This window comes from Bacillus sp. ABA4_010, from assembly GCF_056159105.1.
The window spans coordinates 117,479-132,466 of record NZ_JBSWUN010000004.1 but is presented as its reverse complement, the minus strand read 5'-3'; the positions used below and the strand labels follow the sequence as shown (position 1 = coordinate 132,466).

The 14,988-nt window shown below is 40.3% G+C and carries 13 protein-coding genes; 8 read left to right on the top strand and 5 right to left on the bottom strand.

Annotated elements, in window-relative coordinates; translation table 11 throughout:
• The first annotated feature begins 67 nt into the window (after positions 1-67).
• Both ACXAEO_RS20270 and zwf read left to right on the top strand, forming a co-directional pair.
• Entirely contained in the window at positions 68-520 is a 453-nt protein-coding gene (locus ACXAEO_RS20270; RefSeq protein WP_474884484.1) for a staygreen family protein, read from the top strand.
• A gap of 523 nt (positions 521-1,043) precedes the next feature.
• Complete coding sequence (gene zwf / locus ACXAEO_RS20265) at positions 1,044-2,546, top strand: glucose-6-phosphate dehydrogenase (protein WP_474885109.1); 1,503 nt, start codon at positions 1,044-1,046, stop codon at positions 2,544-2,546.
• 119 nt (positions 2,547-2,665) lie between these two features.
• On the opposite strand, the gene gndA is transcribed toward zwf, so the two are convergent.
• On the bottom strand, positions 2,666-4,081 hold the full coding sequence (gene gndA / locus ACXAEO_RS20260; RefSeq protein WP_474884483.1) for an NADP-dependent phosphogluconate dehydrogenase: 1,416 nt from the start codon (positions 4,079-4,081) through the stop codon (positions 2,666-2,668).
• A gap of 406 nt (positions 4,082-4,487) precedes the next feature.
• On the opposite strand from gndA, the gene ACXAEO_RS20255 reads away from it, so the two are divergent.
• Entirely contained in the window at positions 4,488-4,814 is a 327-nt protein-coding gene (locus tag ACXAEO_RS20255) for a YflT domain-containing protein (RefSeq protein ID WP_474884480.1), read from the top strand.
• A 71-nt stretch (positions 4,815-4,885) separates the two neighbouring features.
• Here ACXAEO_RS20255 and ACXAEO_RS20250 read toward each other — a convergent pair whose 3' ends face one another.
• The gene (locus tag ACXAEO_RS20250) at positions 4,886-6,301 is read right to left on the bottom strand and encodes an alanine/glycine:cation symporter family protein (protein ID WP_474884478.1); all 1,416 of its coding nucleotides are present in this window, start codon (positions 6,299-6,301) and stop codon (positions 4,886-4,888) included.
• A 245-nt stretch (positions 6,302-6,546) separates the two neighbouring features.
• On the opposite strand from ACXAEO_RS20250, the gene ACXAEO_RS20245 reads away from it, so the two are divergent.
• From ACXAEO_RS20245 to ACXAEO_RS20230, 4 genes are all read left to right on the top strand, one after another.
• Entirely contained in the window at positions 6,547-7,770 is a 1,224-nt protein-coding gene (locus tag ACXAEO_RS20245; protein ID WP_474884476.1) for a PucR family transcriptional regulator, read from the top strand.
• Between the two features lie 135 nt (positions 7,771-7,905).
• On the top strand, positions 7,906-9,039 hold the full coding sequence (gene ald, locus ACXAEO_RS20240) for an alanine dehydrogenase (protein WP_474884474.1): 1,134 nt from the start codon (positions 7,906-7,908) through the stop codon (positions 9,037-9,039).
• Between the two features lie 87 nt (positions 9,040-9,126).
• Positions 9,127-10,095 carry an alanine racemase gene (alr, locus tag ACXAEO_RS20235; protein WP_474884473.1) on the top strand — a complete coding sequence of 323 codons (969 nt, stop codon included), beginning with the start codon at positions 9,127-9,129 and terminating at the stop codon, positions 10,093-10,095.
• Entirely contained in the window at positions 10,076-10,309 is a 234-nt protein-coding gene (locus ACXAEO_RS20230) for an alanine racemase C-terminal domain-containing protein (RefSeq protein WP_474884472.1), read from the top strand. Before alr ends, ACXAEO_RS20230 begins: the two co-directional genes overlap by 20 nt.
• A 136-nt stretch (positions 10,310-10,445) precedes the next feature.
• On the opposite strand, the gene hisC is transcribed toward ACXAEO_RS20230, so the two are convergent.
• Positions 10,446-11,549, bottom strand: coding sequence for a histidinol-phosphate transaminase (hisC, locus tag ACXAEO_RS20225; protein ID WP_474884471.1), 1,104 nt, complete (start codon positions 11,547-11,549; stop codon positions 10,446-10,448).
• 9 nt (positions 11,550-11,558) lie between these two features.
• A complete protein-coding gene (locus tag ACXAEO_RS20220; protein WP_474884469.1) occupies positions 11,559-12,662 on the bottom strand; it encodes an iron-containing alcohol dehydrogenase family protein in 1,104 nt (367 codons plus the stop codon).
• Between the two features lie 404 nt (positions 12,663-13,066).
• Here ACXAEO_RS20220 and pdxK point away from each other — a divergent pair, with 404 nt between their 5' ends.
• The gene (gene pdxK, locus ACXAEO_RS20215) at positions 13,067-13,906 is read left to right on the top strand and encodes a pyridoxine/pyridoxal/pyridoxamine kinase (RefSeq protein WP_474885107.1); all 840 of its coding nucleotides are present in this window, start codon (positions 13,067-13,069) and stop codon (positions 13,904-13,906) included.
• A gap of 96 nt (positions 13,907-14,002) precedes the next feature.
• Here pdxK and ACXAEO_RS20210 read toward each other — a convergent pair whose 3' ends face one another.
• Positions 14,003-14,875: a Cof-type HAD-IIB family hydrolase gene (locus ACXAEO_RS20210; RefSeq protein ID WP_474884467.1), complete on the bottom strand. Its 873-nt coding sequence runs from the start codon at positions 14,873-14,875 to the stop codon at positions 14,003-14,005.
• Positions 14,876-14,988: the final 113 nt, after the last annotated feature.

Genomic DNA, 14,988 nt, shown 5'->3' with positions numbered 1-14,988 from the left:
CAATTCATGTTCCCATGCTCTTTCGTATAAAATGTAAAGATTGGAAATTGCAAAAGGAGGGATGGACATGACAAAATTGAATCCCGACAAGCTGCAAACTGAATATCGACTAGGTGCAACTCCCACCTATCCTGTAATTGGCAGAAAATACACACTGACGCATTCAGACAAAACTGCAGAACTCTTTTTAACCATTGCCTTAGAATATGCTTACGATAAAATCGGACCTGCACGTGATGAAGTGTTAGCAGAGTTCAAGTTCTCCCAATGTCACAACGTCTTTCAAGTGTATTGCTATGTAGGAGATATGCCAGACTATGAGCTAGCTCTTATGCGTTATTGTGTATTTAAAAAGGAACTGCCTCTTGCTCTGGAAGCTATACGTTACGGAGATGCTGCTTTTTTTGAACATCATTCTTTTTTAAATTTTTGTCCCGTCTATGTTTATTTTGATTCCATTTATCCAAATTTAAATAAAATTGAGCCATTTGGAACTCTTGCACAATATCAATATGTATAATGGCAATTCTCCTTCAATGTTTCACATGAAACATTGAAGGTTTTTTTGAGAAAAACAAGGATAGCTCCATTCTTACTTACACAACGAGACCGACCTTTTACTCGTAAAGAAGATAAAAAAAGTTGGTTCTTTCAACAGAGATATGTTATTATGCTGACATATTTTTCTGAAAAATGAAAACGGTATCACACAAATATATATTAAGAGTACACCTTTCTGTCAATTTACATAAAAAGTGACTAAATATTTGCTTTAAACCGTTAAAACAGATACAATTTTATAACTGAATAGGATACATAATCAAGTGAAGGTTCAACCAGTGTAATTTCTTCATTCGCACTGGATTTCAAGAAATATTATCAAGTTCTCAAACACAGTTTACCGCTTTGGCACTCAACATGAAGATACCATGTATCTCGCTGTCTCTATTGCCTCATGTATACCTTATAAGCCAAAATCGGACTGTTGATTGGAGCAAGATAAAATTGAACGCATTTAGAATAAAGTGAGGTTCTTTGAAGTGATGACAACGAACAAACCAAAATCCATTATTGTTATTTTCGGTGCAACAGGCGATTTAGCGAAACGTAAGCTTTTCCCTTCTATTTTTCGGTTATACCGAAGCGGCAAGCTCTCAGAAGATTTTGCGGTAGTCGGGGTTGCGAGAAGACCCTTATCTAACGAAGAATTCCGTGAAAATGTAAAGAGCTCCATTAGCAATTTGCAAGAAGGAGCTGTAAGCTCTGAGACGTTCGCTTCACATTTTTACTACCACCCATTTGATGTAACGGATGTTGCTTCTTATCAAGAGCTCAACAGCTTGCTTGGACGCTTAGATGAAGAATATCACACCGATGGGAATCGTATCTTCTACTTAGCGATGGCACCTGAATTTTTCGGTACCATTGGCGACAACTTAAAATCAGAAGGCTTAACATCCACAAAAGGCTGGAGCCGATTAGTGATTGAAAAACCATTCGGACATGACTTTGAATCTGCTAAAGCGTTAAATGATCAAATTCGACATGTGTTTACAGAAGACCAAATTTATCGTATTGACCATTATCTTGGAAAAGAAATGGTTCAAAACATTGAAGTAATTCGTTTTGCCAACCCTATTTTTGAATCGCTTTGGAACAACCAATATATCTCCAACATCCAAATCACATCAAGTGAAACGCTTGGGGTAGAAGATCGCGGACGCTATTATGAGTCATCAGGCGCGCTGCGTGACATGGTTCAAAATCACATGTTGCAAATGGTCGCTCTTCTTGCGATGGAACCGCCGATTAAGCTCACAACAGAAGAAATTCGAAGTGAAAAAGTCAAAGTTCTTCGTGCTTTACGCACGATGACAGAAGAACAGGTGGACGATTACTTTGTACGCGGACAATATGGACGCGGATTAGTCGACGGTACACCAGTACCCGCTTATCGCGAAGAGAATTCGGTTGATCCGGAATCTGGAACAGAAACGTTTGTATCTGGCAAACTGATGATCGATAACTTTAGATGGGCAGGCGTTCCTTTCTACATTCGTACTGGAAAGCGCATGACTCAAAAATCAACAGAAATCGTTATTCAGTTTAAAGATTTACCGATGAACTTATATGTAGACAAGGACAAAACCATCCATCCAAATTTACTTGTCATCCACATTCAACCAGATGAAGGAATTACCCTTCACCTGAATGCGCAAAAAGGAGACGGCGGTACAACATCTACGCCAATTCAATTAGATTACTGCAATAATTGCGGAGATAAAATGAACACACCTGAAGCTTATGAGCGCCTCTTATATGACTGCATGCGCGGAGACGCGACAAACTTTACTCACTGGGATGAAGTAGCTTTATCATGGAAGTTTGTTGATACTATCTCCAAAGCATGGACGAATCACAAACCAGAAAACTTCCCGAACTATGAATCTGGTTCAATGGGTCCGAAAGAGTCTGACGCATTATTAGCCGAGAATGGCTTCCATTGGTGGGAGATTGGTTCAAATACAAACATGAACGGTAAATAAACATGATACAGGCTATTTACCTCTAGATCAAAAAAAGAAGGATCCGTAAAAGGACCCTTCTTTTTTATTGTATTTGACTATTTTCGGAAGCACCGGGAAATAGTCAAATACACAGTTATTTATTTTGAGAACCATTCTGTATGGAACGTTCCTTCTTTGTCCACACGTTGGTACGTATGGGCACCAAAGTAATCACGTTGAGCCTGTAAAAGATTGGCAGGCAACGTCTCTGTACGATAGCTATCATAATACGCTAGTGCGCTTGAGAAAGAAGGTACTGGAATGCCTCGCTCAATGGCTACCGCTAATACTTGACGAAGGGCAGATTGATAGTTTTCTACGATATCTTTAAAGTATGGATCTAACAATAAGTTCGCCAAATCTGATTCACGGTCGTAAGCTTCTTTAATTTTTTGAAGGAATTGAGCACGGATAATGCATCCACCACGGAAAATCATTGCAATATCTCCGTAGCGAAGATTCCAGTCATACTCTTCCGATGCAGCGCGCATTTGAGCAAATCCTTGTGCATACGAACAAATTTTACTCATGTATAACGCTTTTCTCACAGCTTCAATCAATTCTTCTTTATTGCCTTCAAATGCTTTCACTTCAGGACCTGAGAGCATTTTGCTCGCCTTCACCCGCTCTTCTTTCATTGCTGAAATAAAACGAGCAAATACCGATTCTGTAATGATTGGAAGCGGAACACCTAAATCAAGAGCACTTTGGCTCGTCCATTTACCTGTTCCCTTTTGTCCAGCCGTATCTAAAATAACATCTACAAGCGGTTTACCTGTCTCTTCATCTACTTTCGTGAAAATATCGGCTGTAATCTCGATTAGATAGCTATCAAGTTCTCCTTTATTCCACTCAGCAAAGACTTCATGCAGTTCTTCTGCACTCAGACCAAGTACATGCTTCATAATGAAATAAGCTTCCGAAATAAGCTGCATGTCGCCATACTCAATTCCGTTATGCACCATTTTCACGTAATGACCTGCGCCGTTCGGGCCGATGTACGTGCAGCAAGGGTCTTCATCCACTTTTGCTGAAATAGCCTTTAAAATCGGCTCTACAAGCTCGTAAGCTTCTTTTTGTCCACCAGGCATGATAGATGGTCCTTTTAATGCTCCTTCTTCTCCACCTGACACTCCTGTGCCAATAAAGTGAATGCCTGCTTCTTCAAGCTCTTTGTTACGTCTAATCGTATCCTGGAAGAAAGTATTACCGCCGTCAATTAAGATATCTCCTTTTTCAAGGTGCGGTTTTAATGCGTCAATCGTTGCATCTGTAGGGCCGCCCGCTTTAACCATTAATAAAATTTTGCGAGGCGCCTCTAGCGATTGGACAAACTCTTCAATACTGTATGTACCCTTAAAGTTTTTTCCTTCTGCTTCGTTCTTTAAAAATTCTTCTGTTTTATCAGATGAACGATTGTATACGGAAACCGAATATCCTCTGCTTTCAATGTTCAATGCAAGGTTTTTACCCATCACGGCTAAACCAATTACACCAATTTGCTGTTTTGACATGCTAACTTCTTCCTCTCTTTACTAGATTATGCCCCACTAGGGAGTAATTGTGGTGTTGCTGCGTTGAAATGCTGGAGACTATTAGAAAGTAATCAGCTTGGACCTTTCCTTCCTAAACTCCCCTTCATATATGTTTCCAAATCTATCTTGTTTGAAAATACCATATTGCCTCTAAACTTTTCAAGTTAGATGCCATCACCTTTTAAAGTTCCTCCCCCTACTTCTAAGCAAGTTATATCATTCTAAAATAACAATCCGACAGGAAAAATATACAAAAAATCAGAAAAAATGTTTTAGCTTTATGGAGACGGGCTATATATAAACCAAGAAACAGCTGCAGCTGCTAGTTCCATTCAAATTTATGTTTTGAGATTAAAAGCAATCATCATTCAGGAGGTTATGTAACATGTTAAATGTAAAAGTAGTAGAAAATGGAGTTCAAGCAAAGGATACTATTGAACAATTCCTACGCCAAGGATTTACAAAAGATGACATTTACTTATTTGCACACGACAAAACCCGTTCTACTCACTTAACAGATGCAACTGATACTAATAATGTCGGAATGAGTGAACAAGGCTTTTTCGATCAATTATCAAACGTCTTCCGTTCCCGCGGAGATGAACTTCGTTCGAAAATGCGGTCAGTTGGCTTATCCGAAACAGAAGCTGACCAATATGAAGAAGAATTAGACCGCGGTCGTGTGGTTGTTGTTGCTACAAAAGCTGCCTAACAAAAGGATTATGATAGAGATGAATTTAAAAAAGTGAGGCTCAAATCCGATTAGATTTGAGCCTCACTTTTTTAGCTTGCTTTTTTTATACTTTTTTCAGATGCTTTATAGTGGTTTTCAAAATAGTCGTTTGTTTCGCTTACAATCACTTTGTAAAGAAGAATAAGCGCCACTAAGTTTGGAATCATCATCAAGGCATTGGCCATATCAGCGAAGGCCCAAACTACTGCTAAGTTGGCAACAGCTCCTAAGCCTGTCGCGAAAACATAGACGGCACGATAAGCCATGATGCCCTTTGTTCCAACAAGATACTCGAAACACTTCTCTCCGTATACATACCAGCCAACGATGGTTGAAAATCCGAAGAAAATAACGGAAAATGCAACGATATACTCCCCGACTTTTCCTAGTACCGAAGCGAAAGCAGCAGACGTTAAAGCGCCTCCTTCTAGTCCAGGGTCGTGAGCGACACCAGAAAGAATACCACCTGTTGGGTCCCAAAAACCTGTCATCATTAACACTAAACCTGTCATTGTACAAACGACAATCGTTACAATAAACGTTCCTGTCATTGCTACCAACGCTTGTTTAACTGGATGATCAGCACGTGCATTCCCTGCAATTAATGCTGCCGTACCTAAACCAGCTTCATTAGAAAAGATTCCTCGTGAAACCCCACTACGAATCGCTTCTGTTACGACAATCCCCGCAAAACCACCTGTCGCTGCGATTGGTGAGAAAGCATATTGGAAAATTAATTTAAAAGAAGGAATAATTTGATCTGCATTTAAGATAATAATGACAATTGCGCCACCAATATAGAGAAAGGCCATCATCGGAACGAAAAACCCTGCTACTGTACTAATACGCTGAATCCCGCCAAAAACAATTAAGAATGTTAATACAGCTAACACAATACCAGTCGTCAATCCACTAACTCCAAAACTTTGGTCCATAACACTTGCAATTGTATTAGATTGAACACTGTTTCCAATTCCTAAAGCAGCAAACGCACCAAATAGAGCAAAGGCTACCGCTAACCATTTCCATTTTTTACCCAAACCGCGTTCCACATAATACATCGGACCGCCTGAATATTCACCATTAGCATTTTTCACACGATATTTCATCGCTAATAATGCCTCTGCATACTTTGTTGCCATCCCTAGAAGACCGACAATCCACATCCAGAAAATCGCACCAGGTCCACCAATCGTAATCGCTGTTGCTACTCCGGCAATATTACCGTTACCGATTGTAGCTGCAAGCGCTGTCATTAGTGCTTTAAAATTACTTACATCACCTTCTGCTTTAGCGTCATCTTCTTTTTCTCTAGAAAAACCAAGCTTAAACGCATAAGCTAACCGACGGAACTGTAACCCTCTTAACATAACTGTCAAGAATAGACCGGTTCCGAATAGAAGAATCAAACTTGGAGTTCCCCATAACACTCCATTGATTTTTCCCATGATATCTAAGATTCCCATATCTTTTCTCCCCTTTAACTCTTGTTAACGCTTACATTTAGTAAACTAGAGCTAAGAATTTCAAAAAACTTCTGTGACATAATTCTAACATTTTTGTGAACGAATTTTTATTGTGTAAATCACAAAAAATTAAGGTATAATTTTGTTGTTTTAAACAAATCACCTGTTCACAACTTTATAAGAATAGCAGAAAAAGTGACATAAATCAAACTATATTAGAATAAAAGGAGTGAGCGGAAACTACTATGAAAAATGATCCTTTCAAAGCTAATTTTGACACGTTAGAAGAGTTTGCTGATGTGGTCAGCGAGGTCCTTCATTGTCCGATTACCATTGAAGATGCCAATCATCGCCTTCTCGCCTACAGCACACATGATGAACGAACAGATTCAGCGAGAATCTCGACCATCATTGGGCGAAGAGTACCAGAAAAAGTCATTAATAATCTTTGGAAAGAAGGCGTTATCCCCTCTCTTCTAAACAGCCGAGAGCCCATTCGTATTAAAAGTATGGATGAGATAGGGCTTGGAGACCGTGTTGCAGTGTCCATTTGGAAACAAGATGAGGTACTTGGGTTTATTTGGGCTTTAGAAATTGATAAATCGTTAAATGAGCACGATTTCTCTCTTTTAGTGAAAGCAGCCGAAGCCGCCAAAAACAAACTTTTACAGTTTCAAGCTCGCAAAAATAAAAAAGAAGAGCGATTTCAAGAATTTTTTTGGAAGTTATTAACAGGTCATATTCATTCAAATGAAGAAATTAAAAATCACTTCCATCTTCTCCAAATTCAACCACCTTCCCTATTTGCGGTAGCCGTTTTTCAGTTTCAGGAAGATGTGACAACCGAAGGGGAAAAACAAATTTCTTATTTACTTACTACTAATCAGCGGTTAAAAATTATGCTTCATACAGTAGATCATCATCAGCTCATTTTACTCATCTCACTCGATAAAATGGAGCATCCGTTAACTGAATTAAATCAATTTGTTGAAGCATTTGTTCATAAAATGGAAGAGCGTTTTGGCGTAGAAGCCATCCTCCCTTCCTTCAGCAGTGTATACGGAGATTATCAAAAAATTGAACAGGCATACCGTGAAGCGTTGACTGTTTTATCTATGAAAGAGAAATTTCCTTCCGAGATAAAAGAGATTCACAGTTATCAGAACTTGGGTGTATACCAATTTATTGATGTACTTTTAGAGAAACGAACAAAAGACGGATATGAAAATCACGCACTCATCAAATTACAACAATATGATGAAAAACATAAAAGTGACTTAGTTGAAACGTTAGAAGTCTTTTTAAATAAAGATAACAATGTCAACGAAGCCGCAAAAGCGCTCAACGTTCATACAAACACACTTAACTACCGGCTAAAGCGCATTAGTGACATCGGGGAAATCAATTTGAAAGATCCGAACCAAAAAATGACCCTCTATCTCGACTTGAAACTAGAAAAATTCAAGTGATTGTGAACCTTTTGTGAAAAATAACAAAAAGTCGTGAAATCTTTCTCCTTTATCAACAAAGAAAAATTGGTGTAAACGTTTTATACTGAAGTCACAACAAAACAAACGAAAGTTGTTAAGGGAGGAAATCACGATATGATTATCGGTGTACCTGGAGAAATTAAAAATAACGAAAACCGCGTTGCGCTTACTCCTGCTGGAGTAGTATCATTCTTAAACGCTGGACATAAAGTTTTAGTAGAAAAAGACGCTGGTATTGGAAGCGGTTTCACAAATGAAGACTATATCGCAGCAGGCGCAGAAATCATCGAAAACGCTGCAGACGTTTGGGCTCAAGCAGAAATGGTGATGAAAGTAAAAGAGCCTCTTGAGAGCGAATATCAATACTTCCGTCCTGGCTTAATTTTATTCACTTACTTACACTTAGCAGCTGAGCCTTCTTTAGCTCAAGCACTTAAAGATTCTGGCGTGATTGCGATCGCTTACGAAACAGTATCTGTTAACCGTACGCTTCCGCTTCTTACACCAATGAGTGAAGTGGCTGGTCGTATGGCTGCTCAAATCGGTGCGCAGTTCTTACAAAAAACAAACGGCGGCCAAGGAATCCTTCTTGCAGGTGTTCCAGGTGTAAACCGCGGGAAAGTAACAATCATCGGCGGTGGTATCGTCGGAACAAACGCTGCGAAAATGGCAATCGGTTTAGGTGCTGATGTAACAATTATCGATTTAAGCGCGGATCGCCTACGTCAGTTAGATGATATTTTCGGCAACCAAATTAAAACATTAATGTCAAACCCACTCAATATTGCTGAAGCAGTAAAAGAAGCGGATCTTTTAATCGGTGCCGTATTAATTCCAGGTGCAAAAGCGCCTAAGCTTGTGACAGAAGAAATGGTAAAAACAATGAAGCCTGGCTCTGTTATCGTAGACGTTGCAATTGACCAAGGCGGTGTTGTGGAAACATGCGACCATGTGACCACTCATGACAACCCAACATTCGAAAAACACGGCGTTCTCCACTACTCTGTTGCAAACATGCCTGGTGCGGTTCCAAGAACATCTACACTTGCGTTAACAAACGTAACAGTTCCTTACGCATTACAAATCGCTAACAAAGGTGCTTTCAAAGCGATCGCTGAAAATGAAGCATTAAAGCTTGGCGTGAACGTAGCAAACGGTGAAATTACGTATGAAGCTGTTGCAAGAGACCTTGGCTATGATTATGTCACTGTTGAAAAAGCTCTTGAAAAAGAATTAACAACAAACTAATCTACCACGTATTCGACCACAATATGCCTCCCCTCAAGAGCAACTCTTGAGGGGTTTTTTACAACGTACATCAAGGGGGATGGAACAATGAAGCAGCATAGTTACCGAGATACTTGGGCGGAAGTTTCACTGGAAGCCGTTCAGCATAATGTTCAGCAATTCAGAAGATATATTAGCCGTTCAACGAAGCTTATGGCCGTTGTCAAAGCAGACGGCTACGGGCACGGAGCCGTCGAAATTGCCAAAGCTGCCCTTTTATCAGGTGCGGATTACTTAGCAGTTGCCTTGCTCGATGAAGCACTAGAATTAAGAGAAGCCGGTATTGAAGAGCCGATCCTCGTTCTCGGCTATACATCAGCGTCATCCGTCAAAAAAGCCATCGCAGAAAACATTTCATTAACCATTTTCTCCGAAGACGTTTTACATGAAATCATTTATCAAGCTGAGCACTTGAAACAATCTGCCTCAGTACATATTAAAATAGACAGCGGTATGTCAAGAATTGGCATTACCTCAAAGGAAGAGGCATTAACATTAGCAAAGAAAGCGACAAGTACCCCTTTCGTTCACTTAGAAGGTGTTTTTACGCACTTTGCGAATGCTGACAGCGAAGACCCCTCTTATACACACAAACAATTTACGCAATTTATGAATATCGTTCACGCCATAGAAAACGAAAATATTTCTATTCCGATTAAGCATTGCTGCAACAGTGCAGCGACCATGAACTTTCCAGATATGCACCTCGACATGGTCCGTGTCGGCATTGCACTATACGGGCTGTACCCGGATGATTCGTTGAAAAAGCATCCTATACAGTTGGAACAAGCGATGAGTTTCAAAACCAAAATCGCAGCCTTAAAAACCGTTCCAGCCTCACAGCCCGTCAGTTATGGTTGTACATTCATCCCTTCTACCGATTGCGTAATTGCTACGCTACCTGTCGGATATGCAGATGGTGTCTCTCGCCTCCTCTCGAACAAAGGAGTCACATTTGTCCGCGGCGACAGCCGCTCGTATAGCGGGGCGCGTATGTATGGATCAAATGATGATTGATGTCACCGCTATTCCCTCGGTCTCAGTGGGAGATGTAGTAACCATCTTTGGATATAGCCACGAAGCCTTTCAATCTGTGGACACGATTGCGTCTCTCATGGGGACGATTAACTATGAAGTCGTATGCTTAATCGGCAAGCGAGTCCCACGTGTATACATGAAAGGAGCACCTCTCGTCTTGCCAGACATGACAAAAGAAGCCATTACGCTCTAACATCAAAAACGCCCTTTAGAACGCAACAGCTGTTCCTAAAGGGCGTTTTTGTCCAAGCTCTATCTAGAGCAAAGACTTCCTACAATATTTTATCCCGCATGACCGGGAAGGAAAGCTTCATCGATGGAAGTTTTCTTTATAAAATTTCATGCAAAGCTTCTGCGAATGCTTTCATGGCTTCCTCTGTTCCAATGGATACACGTAAAGAAGTCGGCAAACCATAGCCTTTGAGTACTCGAACAACAATTCCTTTTTGAGCCAATTGATCAAACAAGGATTCTCCGTCCATTTTCGTATCTACATAAACGAAGTTCCCATTCGATGGGATATAATCCCACCCTAATTGCTCAAATGTTTCATAAAGAAGCTGCTTCCCGCGTTCATTCAGCTGTTGAGATGCCTGAACATGCTCGACATCCGTTAAACTAGCAAGGGCTCCAGCTTGGGCAATACCGTTGACATTGAACGGAGGGCGCACATGGTGAATAGCTTGCATCAACGCGATGCTTCCCATTCCATATCCAATGCGGATTGAGGCAAGTGAATATATTTTTGAAAATGTGCGAACGACGAGAAGATTTTCATAATCGGCAATATATTTGACCGAAGTTGAAAACTTTGGATCTTGTGCATATTCATAATACGCCTCATCGATCACCACAATAATATTTTTTGGAACACGCTTTAAAAAATCCCGGATTTGTTCATCTGGAATAATAGCTCCTGTTGGATTGTTTGGATTACAAAGACAAATCATCTTTGTTTTTGGTGTGATAGCCTCGATAATTCCATCTAAATCCGTATCCATTTGTCCCGACATTGGAACTTTAACCGGAATGGCCCCCATCAAATGAGCAGCTGCTTCATATTGAACAAAGGTAACAGCCGGCATCACTACTTCATCTTCTGCTTCTAAAAAGGTTTGAGCAGCCAAGTTAATCATTTCATCGGCCCCATTGGATAATAAAACTTGATCGCGTTGTATACCTTCCTTAGCTGCAATAGCCATTTGAAGCTCTTCTACGCGGGAGCTCGGGTATAAGTTTGTCATTCGAATGGCTTGTTCCATCGCTTCAATCGCTTTAGCAGAAGGACCCAGTGGATTTTCATTAAACGAAAGTTTGTACACCTTCTCTTTTTGAAGCGCTTCTTTCAGCTCTTCGATTGGATAGTCCGCCAGCTTACATATATAAGGCGTTAAATTTGGATATACTTTGCGAACGACCGTTTCAATTTTCATCTTTATTCCTCATTTCATGGATATTTTTAAAAAGGATCGACCGATTTCGTCTGCTCGGCGAACCGCTTCTACAACCATTTCCGATGTCACCTCAAACGGCATGTTGCTCATGTCTTCGATCGCAACCGTTACATCCCCTAATTCTTTCCACTGTTCTGAAGTCAATTCACCAACACTCATCTGACTGAGTGTAAACGGTAATCCGACTTCTTCGTAATAATGAATTAAATCATGGATTTCACTTACCTCTGCATCTTCCAGGCAGAGCTGGGCTAATATACCGAACGCCACAATTTCTCCATGATACGTGTCATGAATGTCTGGAAAAATGGTCAAACCTGAGTAAATCGCATGTGCAGCTGCAGTTCGGCAGTCATCGCCGCCATACCCGCTGACACTTCCACTCACTAAAATAATGGCATCAATAGCGTCTTCGACCTCACGCGTTAATATCCCACTCTCAGCACCTTTTACCGCCTTTTCCCCAATGTTTCGAAGCGTTTTGTACAGTTGAGAAGCAATGGCGACAGCCGTTTGATTAGACGCAGTAGGAATCGCCTTTTTCACCGACACCCTTGTTTCAAACCATTTAGCAAGCGTATCTCCTATCCCTGCTGCTAAGAAGCGAACTGGGGCTTGAAGAATAATGGAAGAGTCCACTAACACCAAATCCGGCGCTTTTGATTCACGACTTATTCCGATAAATTCTCCTTCATCATTATATAAAATGGTAAGTGGTGTCGCCGCCGCACAAGTTGCGGCAATGGTTGGAATAACAACAAGCGGCTTATTAGCATAATAGGCAACAGCTTTCACTGTATCAATTGCTTTACCTCCTCCTACTCCAACTACAACGTCCACTTTCCGTGCCTTTACCTCTTCTACTAATTTTTCAATATTTTTTTGAGAAGCCTCTCCTCCATACCAAATAAAGCCCTCACAAGAAACAGTATGGTCAGTAAAGCTTTGCTGTAAATCTTGCTCGACTATGTTTAAGCTTTTCTGGCCCCCAATGACCACAACCTTTCTTCCAAATTTCCCCATATACTCTCCTGCTTCTTTTACCACATCGTGTTTTCTCACATATTGAGCCGGACCAACAATGATTTTCATTTGCACACACCTTTTCTGAATTAATAGAAAATTCACCTTTTGCTTATAAATATAAATACAAATATATGGTATGTCAATATAATGTTAGGAAAACGAAATATCATTAAGAATAATTATAAGATATCAAAAATATTTATAAATTTCTACCACGAGCGTTTATTTTCTTTGTATAATTTCTAAAATATATTACTCTTTGGATTCAGTTAGAACAAATGAAATAATTTTCTGTCGAAAGAGCTGCGAAAAAGCTTTAAAATTCATTTACAAGGTTCCAAAGAGGCGCTACCATTATGACTAAGCAAGAAGATCTTCATCACGCTTTTTTAGGAAAAACATTTCAACAGATTCACTACTACATATCACTACTGTTGCTTAATCAAAAAGCAGCATCGGGAGGATTTTTTATGACTATGTATAAAGCACTTACCATCGCAGGCTCTGATAGCAGCGGAGGCGCAGGCATTCAAGCAGACTTAAAGACATTCCAAGAAAGAGGCGTTTACGGTATGACGGCTCTTACAACGATCGTAGCTATGGACCCATCAAACGGATGGTCACATAGTGTATTTCCGATTGAACTTGACACATTACGCGCTCAGTTGAAAACCATTGTGGAAGGTGTTGGCATTCAAGCCTTAAAAACAGGAATGCTCGGCTCTGTTGAAATTATTGAATTAGCTGCACAAACGATTGATCAACATCATCTTCAAAATGTTGTAGTCGATCCGGTGATGATTTGTAAAGGAGAAGACGAAGTTCTGCATCCAGAGACAGCCGAAAGCCTTCGAGACGTTCTTGTTCCAAGAGCGACCGTCGTTACACCTAATTTATTTGAGGCAGGGCAACTGAGCGGCATCGGAGCAATTCATACAGTTGAACAAATGAAAGAAGCTGCTGAAAAAATTCACCAGCTAGGAGCGAAATACGTCCTCGTTAAAGGCGGAGGAAAATTGCAACATGAAAAAGCAGTTGACGTCTTGTATGATGGAACGACGTTCGATCTATTAGAGTCCGACCGTATTGATACGACATGGACTCATGGAGCAGGATGCACGTACTCAGCTGCCATTACAGCCGAACTTGCTAAAGGCAAGCCGGTAAAAGAGGCGATTTTAACAGCGAAAGCCTTTATTACAGAAGCGATTCGCCACTCTTTCCCACTAAATGAGTACGTTGGACCAACCAATCACGGCGCTTACCGAAACTATGTGGAGACAAAAGAACAAGCAACGATCCAAAATTAAATGCTCCATTTGATATGAGAACCCCCTAGAAACATGCACATACGTTTCTAGGGGGTTCGTTTTCTACTCCATAAAGGCTTCTGCTTGCGTCCATGCTTATAGCATTTCATTCAGTGCTTGTATAATTGCTTTTTCAACCCCATTTTCTTTCTCATCGTTTGTTGCCGTAACCATATGACATCTGTTTTGAATATCTGATGGGGCATTTCCCATCGCGACCGCTCTTCCTACTAGCTCAAACATGGAAATATCATTATAACTATCTCCAATGGCCATCGTTTCCCACAAAGAAATGCCTCTTTTTTCAACAAATTGAGCTAAAGCTTTACCTTTTTGAGCGTCCACATGCGTAATTTCCAAGTTTTCAAAGCCAGAAGAACTAACGGCAATTCGACCACTTTCAAGCAAGATTTGCTCCGCTTTTTCCAGTCTTTCTGCGTCAAAAGAAAAAGCTAATAGCTTATAAACTTCCACCTCTTCGTCATCAAATAATGGTGTATAGCTATCAATCAAGTGGACTCTTCCTTTTTCAAAACGCTCTTTTGCTCCCTCCAGCGCTTCTTCGTAATTCTGTTGTTTATTGGCACTCATAAAAATATCTAACACGACGGATAATGCTTTTTCATAATCCTCTGAATACGTGCCTTTATTTGTATAAACCTCAAAGTAAATATTTAAATCCTTTAGCAATGACGCGATATGTTTCGCTTTATCATTTCCTAATGGGACCGAATAGACCCTTTCTCCTTCTGATGAACGTACTTCCGCTCCATTCACACAAATAATCGGACAAACAATCCCTGCTTCCTCTAATACAAATCGTGCCTCTTCATAGGATCGGCCTGTCGCAATGACTACCTCTACCCCTTTAGATTGTGCTTGGCGAATCGCGTCTGCATTCTCCACACTTATCGTATGCCGGGTATTGACAAGCGTTCCATCCATATCGCTTGCGATGCATTTAATCATCTTTTATCCCCTCTTTCTGCTCTAACTATCATGGTCATTTGCTTTTGTTCGTATGTATGTTTATTTTAGAAAAGAAATTTCTAATTCCTTTATTTTACTATTATAGCATCTTT